This window comes from Pseudomonas sp. OTU5201, from assembly GCF_038440135.1.
Lineage (GTDB): Bacteria > Pseudomonadota > Gammaproteobacteria > Pseudomonadales > Pseudomonadaceae > Metapseudomonas > Metapseudomonas resinovorans.
Genome location: NZ_JASATC010000005.1, coordinates 97,932 through 114,071 on the forward strand (window position 1 = coordinate 97,932; position 16,140 = coordinate 114,071).

Annotated in this window: 8 protein-coding genes; 6 read left to right on the top strand and 2 right to left on the bottom strand. The window is 64.1% G+C overall.

Features of this window, described 5'->3' with window-relative positions; genetic code table 11:
• Window positions 1-10 precede the first annotated feature (10 nt).
• A complete protein-coding gene (gene glnE / locus AAHM40_RS04840) occupies window positions 11-2,944 on the bottom strand; it encodes a bifunctional [glutamate--ammonia ligase]-adenylyl-L-tyrosine phosphorylase/[glutamate--ammonia-ligase] adenylyltransferase (RefSeq protein WP_342243649.1) in 2,934 nt (977 codons plus the stop codon).
• Window positions 2,945-3,224: 280 nt separating this feature from the next.
• Between glnE and aceE the strand changes: the two genes are divergently transcribed.
• From aceE to AAHM40_RS04865, 5 genes are all read left to right on the top strand, one after another.
• Window positions 3,225-5,870, top strand: coding sequence for a pyruvate dehydrogenase (acetyl-transferring), homodimeric type (gene aceE, locus AAHM40_RS04845; protein WP_342243650.1), 2,646 nt, complete (start codon window positions 3,225-3,227; stop codon window positions 5,868-5,870).
• 11 nt (window positions 5,871-5,881) lie between these two features.
• A complete protein-coding gene (gene aceF, locus AAHM40_RS04850; RefSeq protein WP_342243651.1) occupies window positions 5,882-7,858 on the top strand; it encodes a dihydrolipoyllysine-residue acetyltransferase in 1,977 nt (658 codons plus the stop codon).
• 256 nt (window positions 7,859-8,114) lie between these two features.
• Window positions 8,115-10,811 carry a putative bifunctional diguanylate cyclase/phosphodiesterase gene (locus tag AAHM40_RS04855; RefSeq protein WP_342243652.1) on the top strand — a complete coding sequence of 899 codons (2,697 nt, stop codon included), beginning with the start codon at window positions 8,115-8,117 and terminating at the stop codon, window positions 10,809-10,811.
• Between the two features lie 70 nt (window positions 10,812-10,881).
• Window positions 10,882-11,529: a peptide-methionine (S)-S-oxide reductase MsrA gene (gene msrA, locus AAHM40_RS04860; protein WP_342243653.1), complete on the top strand. Its 648-nt coding sequence runs from the start codon at window positions 10,882-10,884 to the stop codon at window positions 11,527-11,529.
• Between the two features lie 67 nt (window positions 11,530-11,596).
• Window positions 11,597-12,847, top strand: a complete 1,251-nt coding sequence (locus AAHM40_RS04865) for an HD-GYP domain-containing protein (RefSeq protein WP_342243654.1) — start codon at window positions 11,597-11,599, stop codon at window positions 12,845-12,847.
• Here the strand turns inward: AAHM40_RS04865 and AAHM40_RS04870 are convergent, their stop codons facing one another.
• The gene (locus AAHM40_RS04870) at window positions 12,848-13,687 is read right to left on the bottom strand and encodes a 23S rRNA (adenine(2030)-N(6))-methyltransferase RlmJ (RefSeq protein WP_342243655.1); all 840 of its coding nucleotides are present in this window, start codon (window positions 13,685-13,687) and stop codon (window positions 12,848-12,850) included.
• 136 nt (window positions 13,688-13,823) lie between these two features.
• Between AAHM40_RS04870 and AAHM40_RS04875 the strand changes: the two genes are divergently transcribed.
• Window positions 13,824-15,626 carry an acyl-CoA dehydrogenase gene (locus AAHM40_RS04875; RefSeq protein ID WP_342243656.1) on the top strand — a complete coding sequence of 601 codons (1,803 nt, stop codon included), beginning with the start codon at window positions 13,824-13,826 and terminating at the stop codon, window positions 15,624-15,626.
• The last annotated feature ends 514 nt before the right edge of the window (window positions 15,627-16,140 follow it).

Genomic DNA, 16,140 nt, shown 5'->3' on the forward strand with positions numbered 1-16,140 from the left:
GCCAGCCGGGTCAGTTCAGACCCAGTTCACGCCAGATCCGCATCACGCCATGGCGCTCCGCGTGGAACTGGTCCCCGCTCACTATCCCAGGCTGCTTCTGCAAGGCCTGGCGGTGGGCCGCTGAACGGTAGGCTTTGTAGGCTTCCTGCAGCAGGCGCACCTCGTCGCCAGCCAGCAGGTTTGCCTGCTCCAGGCCATCCAGAATGCGGATGTTATCGGTGTAACGCACCAGTTCAGGGTGCTGTCGCGACCAGGCCAGGGCCGCATATTGCACCATAAATTCGATATCGACGATACCGCCGGCATCCTGCTTCAGATCGAAGGAGGCCGCGGCCTCGAAGGCACTCGACCCTGTTCCGGCAGCGGTTTCGCGGGTGCCAAGGTTGCCGCGCATCTTGGCGCGCATCTCGCTCACCTCTGCGCGCAGCCCGGGCAAATCGCGCTCGCGGCCGAGCACCGCCAGGCGCACCTGCTCGAAGGCGGCGGCGACCCGCGGCGAGCCCACCAGCACCCGCGCACGCACCAGCGCCTGGTGCTCCCAAGTCCAGGCTTCGTTCTCCTGGTAGCGCTGGAAGGCACCCAGGGAACTGACCAGCAGGCCCGCCGCACCGGATGGACGCAAGCGCATGTCCACCTCGTACAGGGCTCCGGAGGTGGTCTGGGTTGTCAGCAAATGGATGATGCGCTGCCCCAGGCGAGTGAAGAACTGCGCGCCGTCGATGGGTTTGTCGCCATCGGTTTCGGCCTGGGGATCGCCATCATGGATGAACACCAGGTCCAGATCCGAGCCATGGCCGAACTCGAGGCCTCCCACCTTGCCATAGCCGACGATGACGAAGTCCGGATCGCAGAGACTGCCGTCGGCGCGCTTCGGCATGCCGTACTTGGCCACGGTCTGGCGCCATGAAAGGGCCAGCACCTGATCGAGAATGGCCTCGGCCAGCCAGGTCAGGTAGTCGCTGACCTTCATCAGCGGCAAGGTGCCGGCTATTTCCGAAGCCGCTACCCGCAGACTGTGGGCCAGCTTGAAGTGGCGCAGGGCCTCCATCTGCTGCTCCAGATCGTCTTCGGGTATCCGCGTCAGGCGCTCGCGCAGTTCGGCCGCCAGCTCCGGCGCCAGCGGCGGACGGTAGAGGCGGCCCTCATTGAGCAGCTCATCCAACAACAGCGGGAAGCGGGTGATCTGCTCGGCGATCCAGGGGCTGGCCGCACAGAGCTCAATCAAACGCTGCAGGGCGCCGGGGTTTTCGGTCAGCAGCACCAGGTAGGCGGAACGGCGCGCTACCTTTTCCACCATGGGCAGCACCCGTTCCAGCACCAGGTCAGGCGTGTGATGCTCCACGGTCAGGCTCAGCAGGCGCGGTATGAAAGCATCCAGCCGCTCGCGTCCGAGGCGCTGCATGGCACGCACTTGCGGGCCATTGCGCAGGTCGGTAAGGCGGCGCCAGGCTGCAACGGGCTCGGCGAAGCCGGCTTCGCCCAGCTGACGGCATGCACTCTCCTCGTCCAGCGCCTCTTCCCAGAGCGGAAGCCATTCGCCACCGATGCAGCTTTCACCGTCGCCCCCCTCTTCGTCATCCGGATCGGCGATCACCTGCTGGAAATGCCACTCGACACGCCCGCGCCAGTGCATCAGGCGCTCATGGAAGCTCTCCCAGCCGTCAAAACCCATGATGAAGGCGACACGCGCTCGATCCAGCTCACTATCCGGCAGCATCTGCGTCTGGCGGTCGGCGATTGCCTGCAAGGCATGTTCGGTATACCGGAGGAATTCGTAGCCTTCTTTCAATTCGGCAACCACCGGCGGCGGCAGGTAGCCCTGACCCTCCAAGGTCTCCAGTACCGTCAGCAGCGGTCGCTGCTGCAGACTGAGGTCGCGGCCGCCGTGAATCAGTTGAAAGGCCTGGGCGATGAACTCAACTTCGCGAATGCCTCCGGAGCCGAGCTTGACGTTCTCGGTCATGCCCTTACGCCGCACCTCCTGCTGGATCAATTGCTTCATCGACCTCAGCGCTTCGATGGCAGAAAAGTCCAGGTAGCGGCGATAGACGAAGGGACGCAGCATCTGCAGCAACTGGGCGCCAGCCGCTTGGTCGCCGCCCACCACCCGCGCCTTGATCATGGCGTAGCGTTCCCAGTCACGCCCCTGGTCCTGGTAGTACTGCTCCAACGCATTGAAGCTGAATACCAACGACCCGGATGAGCCGTAAGGACGCAGGCGCATATCCACGCGGAAGACGAATCCGTCCACAGTGATGGCGTCCAGCGCCTTGATCAGCCGCTGGCCGAGGCGCGTGAAGAACTCCTGATTGTCCAGGGCGCGCTTGGCACCTTCAGTCTCACCGCCCTCGGGGTAGCCGAAGATCAGGTCGATGTCCGAGGACAGGTTCAGTTCATGGGCCCCAAGCTTGCCCATGCCCAGCACTACCAGATGCTGTGGAAGGCCAGAGCGACGGCCGATGGGCGTGCCGAACTGGGCGCAATGGCGGCTGTAAAGCCAGTGGTAAGCGAGGTCGATGCAGGCGTCTGCGAGGTCGGAGAGGTCGCGACAGGTTTCCGCAAGATCCGCCTGACGGGTCAGGTCGCGCCAGATAATGCGCAACTGCTGGCGGTGGCGGTAGCGGCGCAGCCGTCGCCCAAGGTCGTCTTCTTCCACGCAGTCTTCCAGCAGCTCCGCGACCTGGGTGCGCAACTCGCCGGGTGCCAGCGGTCGCTCCAACTCACCAGAGGCAGCCAGCGCCAGCAGCATGAGCGGATCGCGCTGCGCCTGTTCGGCGACGAAATCACTGGCGGCACTGACTCGCCCAAAGGCTTGCCGCCGCTCGTCGGGCCAGCTGTCGAAGTCCTGGGACTGATCAGCGAGGGCAGTGCGGAAAGCAGACAGCGCCCGATCGGCGCTGGGCTGGAGGGTGGCCGACAAGGCGGCCAGCGACGGCAAGCTCATGGTCTATCCTTTCTGGGCTGCGGGCCGAGGCTGGACCCGCAGCTGGCGCAGCGGTGGCGGAACAGCTCTAACTCGGGGCTTTCAGCCGACTGCGCCGCGCAGTCTGTAGTTTTACTACGAAAGATTGTATCCAGAGTGCTGAAACCTTCGTCGATTTGTAGTAAAACTACACGAGCCCGGCCCTACCCCCGGTAACAAGAATTTCGCCGCGACCGCCCCACAAGGCCGGCCGTGACCACTGGCATCCGATTCTGGAAGCCTTTCCGCCCTGGAGCAAGCCATGCAAGACCTCGATCCCGTCGAAACCCAGGAATGGCTGGATTCCCTGGAGTCCGTACTCGACAAAGAAGGCGAAGACCGCGCGCATTACCTGCTGACCCGCATGGGTGAGCTGGCCACCCGCAGCGGCACCCAACTGCCCTACGCCATTACCACGCCGTATCGCAACAGCATCCCGGTAACCCACGAAGCACGCATGCCTGGCGACCTGTTCATGGAACGCCGCATTCGCTCGATGGTGCGCTGGAACGCCCTTGCGATGGTGATGCGCACCAACCTGCACGACCCGGATCTGGGCGGTCACATTTCCAGCTTCGCTTCCTCGGCGACCCTCTACGACATCGGTTTCAACTACTTCTTCCAGGCTCCTACCGAGGAGCACGGTGGCGACCTGATCTTCTATCAGGGCCACGCATCCCCCGGCATCTATGCTCGCGCCTTCCTCGAAGGCCGCATCAGCGAAGAGCAGATGACCAACTTCCGCCAGGAAGTGGACGGCAAGGGCCTGTCCTCTTACCCGCACCCCTGGCTGATGCCGGACTTCTGGCAGTTCCCCACAGTATCCATGGGCCTCGGCCCGATTCAGGCCATCTACCAGGCCCGCTTCATGAAGTACCTGGAAAGCCGCGGCTTCATCCCCGCCGGCAAGCAGAAGGTCTGGTGCTTCATGGGTGACGGCGAGTGCGACGAGCCGGAATCCCTTGGCGCCATCTCCCTGGCCGGCCGCGAGAAGCTGGACAACCTGATCTTCGTCATCAACTGCAACCTGCAGCGCCTTGACGGCCCGGTTCGCGGCAACGGCAAGATCATCCAGGAGCTGGAAGGTGTCTTCCGCGGCGCCCAGTGGAACGTGAACAAAGTGGTCTGGGGCCGGTTCTGGGACCCGCTGTTCGCCAAGGACACCGACGGCTCCCTGCAGCGCCGCATGGACGAAGTCGTCGACGGCGAGTACCAGAACTACAAGGCGAAGGACGGCGCGTACGTCCGCGAAAACTTCTTCAACTCGCCAGAGCTCAAGGACATGGTCAAAGACCTCTCCGACGACGAGATCTGGAAACTCAACCGTGGCGGCCACGACCCCTACAAGGTCTATGCGGCCTACCACCAGGCGGTCAACCACAAGGGCCAGCCCACCGTCATCCTGGCCAAGACCATCAAGGGCTACGGCACCGGCGCGGGCGAAGCGCAGAACACCGCCCACAACACCAAGAAGGTCGACGTCGAGAGCCTGAAGCAGTTCCGCGACCGCTTCGACATCCCGGTCAACGACGCCGACCTGGAAAAACTGCCGTTCTACCGTCCGCAGGAAGGCAGCGCCGAGTACAAGTACCTGCACGAGCGCCGCGCCGCCCTGGGTGGCTACATGCCGCAGCGCCGCGTCAACAGCTTCGGCATCCCCACTCCGCCGCTGGAGACCCTCAAGGCCATCCTCGACGGTTCGGGCGATCGTGAAATCTCCACCACCATGGCCTTCGTGCGCATCCTTGCGCAGCTGGTCAAGGACAAGGAACTGGGCCAGCGCATCGTCCCGATCATCCCGGACGAAGCCCGTACATTTGGCATGGAAGGCATGTTCCGCCAGTTGGGCATCTACTCCTCGGTCGGCCAGCTCTACGAGCCGGTGGATAAGGACCAGGTGATGTTCTACAAGGAGGACAAGAAGGGCCAGATCCTCGAGGAAGGCATCAACGAAGCGGGCGCCATGTCCTCGTTCATCGCGGCCGGCACCTCCTACAGCAACCACAACCAGCCGATGCTGCCGTTCTACATCTTCTATTCGATGTTCGGCTTCCAGCGTATCGGCGACCTGGCCTGGGCAGCCGGCGACAGCCGTGCTCGCGGCTTCCTGATCGGCGGCACCTCCGGCCGGACCACTCTGAACGGCGAAGGCCTGCAGCACGAAGACGGCCATAGCCACCTGATGGCGGCCACCATCCCGAACTGCCGCACCTACGACCCCACCTACGGCTACGAGCTGGCGGTGATCGTGCGTGAAGGCATCCGCCAGATGACCGAAGAGCAGCAGAATATCTTCTACTACATCACCGTGATGAACGAGGCCTACCAGCAGCCCGCGCTGCCGGTCGGGGCCGAAGAAGGCATCATCAAGGGCATGTACCTGCTGGAAGAAGACAAGAAGGACGCCGCCCACCACGTGCAGCTCCTGGGCTCGGGCACCATCCTGCGCGAAGTCCGCGAAGCGGCGAAGATCCTCCGCGACGAGTTCAATGTCGGCGCTGACGTCTGGAGCGTCACCAGCTTCAACGAACTACGCCGCGAAGGCCTGGCGGTCGAGCGTCACAATCGCCTGCACCCGGAACAGAAGCCGCGTCAGACCTACATCGAGCAGTGCCTGGCCGGCCGCAAGGGTCCGGTCGTGGCCTCCACCGACTATATGAAGCTTTTCGCCGACCAGATTCGTCAGTGGGTACCGAGCAAGGAATACAAGGTTCTCGGCACAGACGGTTTCGGCCGCAGCGACACCCGCAAGAAACTGCGTCACTTCTTCGAGGTTGACCGTCACTGGGTGGTCCTCGCGACCCTGGAAGCCCTGGCGGATCGCGGTGAGATCGAACCCAAGGTCGTGGCCGAGGCCATCGCCAAGTTCGGTATCGATCCTGAAAAACGCAACCCGCTGGACTGCTGAGGAGACGCATTGTGAGTGAACTGATTCGCGTACCCGACATCGGCAGCGGCGAAGGTGAAGTGATCGAGCTGTTCGTCAAGGTTGGCGACCGCATCGAAGCCGATCAGAGCCTGCTGACCCTGGAGTCTGATAAGGCCAGCATGGAGATTCCCGCGCCCAAGGCCGGTGTGATCAAGAGCCTGAAGGTGAAGCTGGGCGATCGCCTGAAAGAGGGCGACGAACTGCTGGAGCTGGAAGTCGAGGGTGCTGCAGCTGCAGCTCCAGCGCCCGCTCCGGCCGCGGCTCCCGCCCCCAAGGCCGAAGAAAAGCCCGCTGCCCCGGCGCCGGCTGCTGCCTCTGCGACCGCCAGCTCCAGCGTGCAGGAAATCTTCGTCCCGGATATCGGCTCTGCCGGCACCGCCAAGGTCATCGAGGTTCTCGTCAAGGCCGGCGACACGGTGGCAGCCGAGCAGTCCCTGATCACCCTTGAGTCCGACAAGGCCAGCATGGAGATTCCCTCCCCTGCCGCCGGCGTGGTGGAGAGCGTCGAGGTCAAGCTGGATGCTGACGTCGGCACTGGCGACCTGATCCTCAAGCTGCGAGTAGCCGGAGCAGCACTGTCCGCGGCCCCGGCCCAGGCCGCTGCACCTGCCGCTGCACCTGCCGCCGCACCGGCTGCCGCGCCAGCGCCTGCCCCGGCGGCAGCCGCATCGGTGCAGGACATCAAGGTTCCGGACATCGGCTCGGCCGGCAAGGCCAAGGTCATCGAAGTACTGGTCAAGGCCGGCGATACCGTCGAAGCCGAGCAGTCGCTGATCACCCTGGAGTCCGATAAGGCCAGCATGGAAATCCCCTCGCCGTCCGCCGGCGTGGTGGAAAGCGTCGAAGTGAAGCTGGACGCCGAAGTCGGTACCGGTGACCTGATCCTCAAGCTCAAGGTCGCAGGAGCTGCTCCCGCAGCGGCCGCAGAGCAACCGGTCCATCGCGTACCCGAGGGCGCCCACCCGGTCGCAGCCGCCGAGGTCACTGCTATTGCCTCGCTGGCCGCAGCGGCTGCAAGCACCACCGGCATCCCGGCCCGTTCCAGCGGGGCCAAGGTCCACGCAGGCCCGGCGGTTCGCCAACTGGCCCGCGAGTTCGGCGTCGAGCTGAGCGCAGTCCCGGCCACTGGCCCGCACGGTCGCGTCCTCAAGGAAGACGTGCAAGCCTACGTCAAGGCCATGATGCAGAAGGCCAAGGAAGCCCCGGCCGCCGCCGGTGCAACCGGTGGTGCTGGCATCCCGCCGATCCCGGTTGTGGACTTCAGCAAGTTCGGCGAAATCGAAGAAGTGGCCATGACCCGCCTGATGCAGGTGGGTGCCGCCAACCTGCATCGCAGCTGGCTCAACGTCCCGCACGTGACCCAATTCGATTCGGCCGATATCACCGAGCTGGAAGCCTTCCGGGTTGCCCAGAAGGCCGTGGCGGAAAAGGCCGGCGTCAAGCTGACCGTCCTGCCGCTGCTGCTCAAGGCTTGCGCCTACCTGCTCAAGGAACTGCCGGACTTCAACAGCTCCCTGGCCCCCAGCGGCAAGGCGCTGATCCGCAAGAAGTACGTGCACATCGGCTTCGCCGTGGACACCCCGGACGGCCTGCTGGTGCCGGTCATTCGCGACGTCGACCAGAAGAGCCTGCTGCAGCTGGCCGCCGAAGCCGCCGAACTGGCGGAGAAAGCGCGCACCAAGAAGCTGTCCGCCGATGCCATGCAAGGCGCCTGCTTCACCATCTCCAGCCTCGGCCACATTGGCGGCACCGGTTTCACGCCGATCGTCAATGCGCCTGAAGTGGCGATCCTCGGGGTGTCCAAGGCCGCGATGCAGCCGGTATGGGATGGCAAGGCCTTCCAGCCGCGTCTGATGCTGCCGCTGTCGCTGTCCTACGACCACCGCGTGATCAACGGCGCTGCTGCCGCGCGCTTCACCAAGCGCCTCGGCGACGTGCTGGCGGATATCCGCACCATGCTGCTGTAACCGTTTGCAATTCGCGAGCACGCCACGCTCGTACCTCAACCCCGCCCCCTGAGGCGGGGTTTTTTTTGCTGCTGGATATCCCCCACCCTCTCGGTGACTGCGCGGTTCCGCACATTTCCAACCGTCTTTTCTCCACTCGCGAAAAGCACGGTGCGGCGCGCTTGCCAGTGCCATCATCATGATGCACCCTTGCCCGATGCGTTCAAGAAGTAGGCCGGACCCTCTTCCGGTCAGAGAAGTGGAAGCCTAGCGCCCAATGAAGAGCCATCCCGATGCCACCAGCCGTACGGTGGCCGAGATAGTGACGCAATTGCCCGTCCCCTCGCGGCTGGGCCTGATGCGTTTCGAGCGGCTCAATGAGGCCAGTTGGGCGATGCTCTTTCTCGACCCTGCCTGCGAACGCACATTCGGCCTGCCGGCCAGCGAACTCTGCGCCCTGATCGACGCCCCTTACGCCAGCCTGATGGAACCGGAGATCCGCTACCGGTTGCACGACGAGGTGCAACTTCAACTGGCCGCGCACCCGCATTACTCCATCCAGTACACCCTGCACACGCCCAAGGGCCCACTGCTCCTGCAGGAAGTCGGCGAGCCGTTCCAGCAGCACGGGCGGCAGCTGCTGCGTGGCTACCTGCTGGTGGCCGGCGAGTCACCGGAGCACCAGGAACGGCTGAAAAACCTCGATCTGGAGGCCCAGAACAGCCGGCTGCGCACATCCCTGGAGCTCTACAAGCGTTCCCAGGACGACCATCTGCAACACCTGGTTCGCTCCCGTGCCCAACAGAGCCTGATCGTCCGCCTGGCGCGACATCGTTACATGTCCAGCAACCCAGCCGAGGAAGCCGCCCAGCTCATCACCCAGGCTGCCTGCGAAGCCTACGACGTAGCGCGTGCCGGCATCTGGATGCTCGAAGGCACCCAATTGGTAGCGGTCAGCTTGTTCCGCCGCGACCAGGACCACCATGTACACCCGCGCGCCATGGAGATGAGCCAGTTCCCGCATTACCTCGATGCCCTGCAAAGCGGACGTGTCATTGACGCCCACAATGCGCAGAGCGACCCGCGCACCAGCGAACTGGCCAAGGGTTACCTCAAGCCCCAGGGCATCAGCGCGATGCTCGACGCCAGCATCCGCATCGGTGGCGAAGTGGTCGGCGTGCTCTGCCTGGAACATACGGGCGCGCCACGCGTCTGGCAGACCGACGAGATCGCCTTCGCCGGCGAGCTGGCCGACCAGTTTGCACAGGTGCTGGTGAATCAGCAGCGGCGCCACGCTACCAGCGCGCTGCACCTGTTCCAGCGCGCCGTCGAGCAAAGTGCCAGCGCCTTCCTGCTGGTCGATCGCGACGGCCTGGTGGAGTACGTCAATCCCAGTTTCACCGCCATCACCCAGTACAGTGCCGACGAAGTGCACGGTCGCCGACTGTCGGACCTGCCAGCCCTGGAAAACCTCAGTGAACTGCTATTCGACACCGGCTCCGGCCTAGCGGCCTGCAATAGCTGGCAAGGCGAATTCCGCAGCCGGCGCAAAAACCTCGAGCCTTACTGGGGCCAGCTGTCGATCTCAAAAGTATTTGGCGAGGACGGCGAGCTCACCCACTACATCGGCATCTACGAAGACGTCACCCAAAGCAAACTGGCCCAGCAGCGCATCGAGAAGCTGGCCTATACCGACAACCTCACCGGCCTCGGCAACCGTCCCTACTTCATCCGCACCCTCGAAGAGCGCTTCCAAAGCGACCGCGAGACCCCGCTCTGCCTGCTGCTGGTGGACATCGACAACTTCAAGCGGATCAACGACAGCCTCGGCCACCAGACTGGGGACAAGTTGCTGGTAAGCCTGGCCCGGCGCCTGCGCAATAGCCTGAGCCCCAACGGCATCCTGGCGCGCTTTGCCAGCAACGAGTTTGCCGTATTGCTTGACGGTGCCGACCTGGATAGCGGCCAACGCATCGCCGCCCAGGTCCTGCAAACCCTGGACAAGCCGTTGTTCGTCGACAACCAACTGATCAACGTCACTGGTTCCCTGGGGCTCGCCTGTGCGCCGCAGCACGGGCGCGACCCGCAGACCCTGATGAAGCACGCAGGCCTGGCACTGCACAAGGCCAAGGCCAACGGCAAGCACCAGCTGCAGCTGTTCACCGAGGCTCTGAATGCCGAGGCCAGCTACAAGCTATTCGTCGAAAACAACCTGCGCCGCGCCCTGGCACAGAACGAGCTGGAAGTCTTCTACCAACCCAAGCTCTGCCTGAAGACCGGCCAGTTGCTCGGCATGGAAGCCCTGCTGCGCTGGCACCACCCGGAAAAGGGCATGATCAGCCCGGACCAGTTCATCAGCGTGGCGGAAGAGACCGGCATGATCATTCCCATCGGCAAATGGGTGATCCGAGAAGCCTGCCGCATGTGCAAACGCCTCAGCGCTGCCGGGCTAGGCGACCTACAGGTGGCCATCAACCTGTCGCCTAAGCAGTTCAGCGACCCGGACCTGGTGGGTTCCATCGCTGCGATCCTCCATGAAGAGCAGCTACCACCGAAGCACCTGGAGCTGGAACTCACCGAAGGCCTGCTGCTGGAAGCCACCGAAGACACCCGGCACCAGCTCAACCATCTGAAAAACCTTGGCCTGACCCTGGCCATGGACGATTTCGGCACCGGTTACTCGTCGCTCAGCTACCTGAAGAAATTCCCCATCGACGTGATCAAGATCGATCGCAGCTTCATCAAGGACATCCCCGACAGCCAGGACGACAAGGAGATCACGTCTGCCGTGATCGCCATGGCTCACAAGCTCAAACTCAAGGTGGTCGCCGAAGGTATCGAGACGGCCGCCCAGCTCGGCTTCCTGCGCCGGCAGCACTGCGATGTGGGCCAGGGCTACCTGTTCGACAAACCGATCTCCGGCAAGCACCTGTTCGAAAACCTCGTCCGCTACCCCTGCCGCAAAGGCGTCTGAACAGTCGTTGAAAAACGACTGCGCAATCGGGGTAACATCGGGATTCATTGCAATCCCGAGGAGACGGCTGATGGTCCTGCGTTCGCAAATACTCGCTCACAAACTCGAGCTGCCAAGCGCCGCTCAGGCCCTGCCCGGCCGCGAGACACCGATGCCGGTGCCCGACAGCCACTACGTCAATGGTCGCCCGCTGCAAGGCCCCTTCCCCGCCGGCCTGCAAATGGCGCAATTCGGCCTGGGCTGTTTCTGGGGCGCTGAAAGGCGCTTCTGGCAACAGCCGGGGGTCTGGACCACGGCTGCCGGCTACGCGGGCGGCTTCACCCCGAACCCCACCTATGACGAAGTCTGCTCCGGCCTGACCGGGCACACGGAGGTGGTACTGGTGGTGTTCGATCCGCAAAAAATCAGCTTCAACGAGCTGCTGAAGGTGTTCTGGGAAGCCCACAACCCGACCCAGGGCATGCGCCAGGGCAATGACGTTGGCACCCAGTACCGCTCCGCCATCTTCTGTTATGACAAAGAGCAACTGGCCGCCGCCCGTGCGAGCCAGGAGCGCTTCCAGGCCGAGCTGGAGAATTCCGGATTCGGCGCCATCACCACCGAAGTCCGCGAGGCGCCAGCCTTCTATTACGCCGAGGCTTATCACCAGCAGTACCTGGCGAAGAATCCCGACGGCTACTGCGGCCTGGGCGGCACTGGGGTCTGCCTGCCCGCCTGAAGTCGGGCAGGCGGGGTGACTGTCGAAGGGTTAGACTCACGTGGCCAATCGCCACCCAGCCTCCGGTATGTCGCCCCAAACTCACTACATCCATCCCGACCAGCTCTGCATCGGCCTCTATATCCAGCTGGAGCTGAGCTGGCTGGAGCACGACTTCACCTTCAGCAACTTCAAAATCAAGGATGAAGGGCAGGTTCGTGCCTTGCAGGCGCTGGGCCTTCAGCGGCTGCGCTACGACCCCGCTCGCAGCGACTGCAAGCCCCTGCCCCTTGAAACGCCCGAAGTGCCGGTGCCAGCCCCGCCACCTGAAGACTCAGAGACTCGCGCGCGCAAGGCTCGAGCCGAAAAGCTCCGCGAACTGCGTCGGCGGGTAGCCGAGGTGGACCGCCGGTTCCTTCAGGCCAGCCAGCAGGTCAAGAACCTCAACCAGACCCTGCGCAGCCGTCCGGAGGAGGCGATCCAGCATGCCGGCGTCATCGTCGGCGGGCTGGTGGAAACCCTGCTGGGAGAACCCGGTGTCGTGCTGCACAGCATTACCAGCAAGGGGGCCGAGGACAGCTATTACCACGCCCTGAATGTCACCGTGCTGGCGCTGCTGCTGGGCCGCCAGCTCGGCCTTGATAGCGAGGCCTGCCACAGCCTGGGACTTGGCGCCCTGCTGCATGACATCGGCAAGATGGAAGTGCCGAGCAAGGTACTGCTCAAGCCCGAGCCCCTGACCCGCGCCGAGCAGCAGTTCCTGCAACTGCACACCGAATTCGGCCTGCGCATGGGTCAACGCCTGATGCTGGACGACGAGGTGCTACGCATCATCCACGAGCACCACGAGCATTGCGACGGCAGCGGCTATCCCCGCGGCCTGCGGGAGGCGGGCATCGGTCGGCTGAGCAAGCTGGTGGCCATCACCAACCAGTTCGACAACCTGTGCAACCCGCTCGACCCACGAAACGCCCTCAGCCCCCATGAGGCCCTGGCGCTGATGTTCAAGCAGCAGCGTTCACACTTCGACGAGGTGGCCCTGAAGGCATTCATACGTGCCATGGGCGTCTACCCGCCCGGCAGCCTGGTGCAGCTGGATGACGAGCGTTACGCCCTCGTACTGGGCATAAACCCGGGCCAGCCGCTGCGACCGACCCTGATCGTCCACGCCCCGGACGTGCCCAAACAGGAGGCGCTGATCCTCGACCTGGAACAGGAGTCGCACCTGTCCATCGCCCGCAGCCTGCGGCCGGCGCAGTTACCGCTGGAGGTGCTGGAATACCTCAACCCGCGGCAACAACTGACCTACTACGTGGAGCCTCGCCCCGGACGAGGCTGATCACTCGGCGATCAGCCAGTCCAGTTGCCAGCCACCCTTGCTTTGCGCCAGGCGCTCGGCGAGCCAGGGCAGGACCTGGCGCAGTTCGTCCTCGATGCCCCACGGCGGGTTGGCGATGACCAGGCCTGAACCGTTCAGCCCGGAATCCGCAGTGTCAGCCGCATGCACCCGCAGTTCTGCACGCAGCAGTTTGGGCGCGCCACTGGCCTGCAGCCCCTGGTAGAAGCGCTTGAGCTGGCGCTGGTCCTTGATCGGGTACCAGATGGCGACCACCGTCTGGCGCATGCGGCCGATGGCTTCCTTCAGGGCGGTGACACAGCGCTCCAGTTCGTCCGCCTTTTCGAAGGGCGGATCGATGAGCATCAGCGCGCGCTTTTCCGCCACAGGCAGCAGCGCCCGCGCCAGGTGCCACCCTTCCCCCAGGTGCACGGCGACACGGCGGTCACCGGCCATGTTGTCCCGCAACAGCAGGCCGTCTTCCGGGTGTTTCTCGTTCAGTTGCAGGCGGTCCTGGGGACGCGTCAGGCGCCGCGCCAATTCCGGCGAGCCGGGGTAAAAACGCAGGCTGCCATCCGGGTTCATCTCATGGATCACCTGCAAGTAGTCGGCCATCGGTGCCGGCAGGTCGGGCAGGTCCCAGAGGCGACCGATGCCCTCGCGCCATTCATCGGTGCGGCTGGCCTGGTCCCCCAGCAAGTCATAGAGGCCGACGCCGGCATGGCTGTCGAGGTAGGCAAAGGGGGCCTCCTTGCGCGACAGCAGGGCGATCAGGCGGGCCAAGGTCAAGTGTTTGAGTACGTCGGCGTGGTTGCCGGCGTGGAAGGCATGGCGGTAGTTCATGGAGAGTCCTCGCAAGGCGCGCATTCTATCAGCCAGTGGCTCACCACGGCTTCACCCCCTTTATCACGCTCATGGATGTTGCTAGGCGCCCTTCATTCACCGATCTAGACTCAGACGATCCCACCGGAGAGCCACCATGTCCGAGACCCTGCTCAGTTCCCGCAACCTGGCCTTCGAACTCTACGAAGTGCTGGACGCCGAAGCCCTGACCCAGCGCGAGCGATTCGCCGACCACAACCGCGAAACCTTTGACGCAGCCCTGGGCACCGCCCGCAGCATCGCCGAAAAGTTCTTCGCTCCGCACAACCGCAAAGGCGACGAGCAGGAGCCGGAGTACGTCGATGGCGCCGCCACCCTGATCCCGGAAGTGAAGCCGGCAGTCGACGCCTTCCTCGAAGCCGGATTCCTCAACGCCACCCGCAGCTTCGAACAAGGCGGCATGCAGTTGCCGACCTTGCTGTCCCAGGCCTGCTTCGCCCACTTCCAGGCCGCCAACGTCGGCAGCTCGGCCTACCCGTTCCTGACCATGGGCGCGGCCAACCTGATCGAGAGCTTCGGCAGCGACGAGCAAAAACAGCGGTTCCTGCAACCGATGATCGATGGCCGCTTTTTCGGCACCATGGCCCTGACCGAACCCCATGCCGGCTCGTCCCTCTCGGACATCCGTACCCGCGCCGAACCTGCCGCCGATGGCACCTATCGCATCAAGGGCAACAAGATTTTCATCTCCGGCGGCGACCACCCGCTGGCGGACAACATCGTGCACATGGTCCTGGCCAAGCTGCCGGACGCCCCGCCCGGCGTGAAGGGCATCTCGCTGTTCATCGTGCCCAAGTTCCTGGTCAACGACGATGGCTCCCTCGGCAAGCGCAACGACGTGATCCTGGCCGGCCTCTTCCACAAGATGGGCTACCGAGGCACCACCTCTACTGCGCTGAACTTCGGCGATAACGGTGATTGCGTCGGTTATCTGGTAGGCAGACCGCACACCGGCCTTTCCTACATGTTCCAGATGATGAACGAGGCGCGCATTGGTGTCGGCATGGGCGCGGTGATGCTCGGCTACGCCGGCTACCTCTATTCCCTCGAATACGCCCGCGAGCGCCCGCAGGGTCGACTGCCAGACGGCAAGGACCCAACCTCGCCCCAAGTCTCGATCATCCAGCACGCCGACGTGCGTCGCATGCTGCTGACCCAGAAAGCCTATGTGGAAGGCGCCTTCGACCTTGGCCTGTACTCGGCGCGCCTGTTCGACGATACGCAGACGCTGGCCACCGAGGAGGAGCGCCAGCAGGCCCACGAGCTGCTCGACCTGCTCACCCCGATCGTCAAATCCTGGCCTTCGGAGTTCTGCCTCAAGGCCAACGAGCTGGCGATCCAGATACTCGGCGGCCATGGTTACACCCGCGAATACCCGGTGGAGCAGTACTACCGCGACAACCGTCTGAACCCCATCCATGAAGGCACCCACGGCATCCAGTCCCTCGACCTGCTGGGCCGCAAGCTGGCGCAGAACAAGGGTGCCGGCCTCAAGCAACTGACCCGGTTGATCCAGGGCTGCTGCGAGCGCGCCGCCGAATACGAGTCGCTGACCGCCCTGCGCCAACCGCTGGAGCACCTGCTGGCGCGCCTATCCAACGTCACCCTGGCGCTGCTCGGCGACCTGATGCAGGGCAAGGTCAACCAGGCCCTGGCCAATTCGGCGCTGTACCTGAAAGTCTTCGGCCATACGGTGATCGGCTGGCGCTGGCTGGAACAGGCCATCCGCGCCGAACAGGGACTGGCCCGTGGCAATGCAGCAGACGCCGACTTCTACCAGGGCAAGCTGCAGGCCGCACGCTACTTCCTCACCTGGGAAGTGCCCGGCTGCCACCACGAGCTGACACTGCTCGAAGCCCGCGACGACACCTGCCTGGCTATGCAAGACAACTGGTTCTGACCCTTTTCCAGGGTTCTTCACGCCCCGCGCACATGCGGGGCTTTTTTATGGTTCAACGCAGAATTTCGGGGAAGTGGCGCACAACGGCTAGCAATATTGTGTGAGTGCCCTTGATTGGCAGCGTGCGGCCGGTTGCATCCCTCTCCCCCTCCCCCGCCCTGCGCCCCGGCCTGATCGCTTCGCGCTCAGTCGCTCATCGGCACCGGAAGCGGTGCTTCCGAAAGCGTGCCTCTTCGCCCCGGTGGGAGAGGGGTGACGCGCGCCTGAAACGGCGCAGCCTCCTGATGCCCACGCGTTGCCTGAATCTCGGCAGAAGCGGTGGGGCAGCGACAACGCCCCTTCAGTAGGCCGAGCGGAATCGTTGCAGAGGGGGACGAGCGGCATGGATGCCGCGAGAGGCGTGTAGGGCCATGGATGCCGCGAGAGGCGTGTAGGGCCATGGATGGCCCTTCGCGCCGTGCCCCTGGCGCAATGATGGAGGGAGGGGAGTTTGGCGAAGCCAAACCCGGATGGC

Coding starts and splice junctions, on each gene's coding strand:
- AAHM40_RS04865 (WP_342243654.1), top strand. CDS start 11,597: ATGTCGCCCCAAACTCACTACATCCATCCCGACCAGCTCTGCATCGGC.
- AAHM40_RS04870 (WP_342243655.1), bottom strand. CDS start 13,687: ATGAACTACCGCCATGCCTTCCACGCCGGCAACCACGCCGACGTACTC.
- AAHM40_RS04875 (WP_342243656.1), top strand. CDS start 13,824: ATGTCCGAGACCCTGCTCAGTTCCCGCAACCTGGCCTTCGAACTCTAC.
- glnE (WP_342243649.1), bottom strand. CDS start 2,944: ATGAGCTTGCCGTCGCTGGCCGCCTTGTCGGCCACCCTCCAGCCCAGC.
- AAHM40_RS04855 (WP_342243652.1), top strand. CDS start 8,115: ATGAAGAGCCATCCCGATGCCACCAGCCGTACGGTGGCCGAGATAGTG.
- msrA (WP_342243653.1), top strand. CDS start 10,882: ATGGTCCTGCGTTCGCAAATACTCGCTCACAAACTCGAGCTGCCAAGC.
- aceE (WP_342243650.1), top strand. CDS start 3,225: ATGCAAGACCTCGATCCCGTCGAAACCCAGGAATGGCTGGATTCCCTG.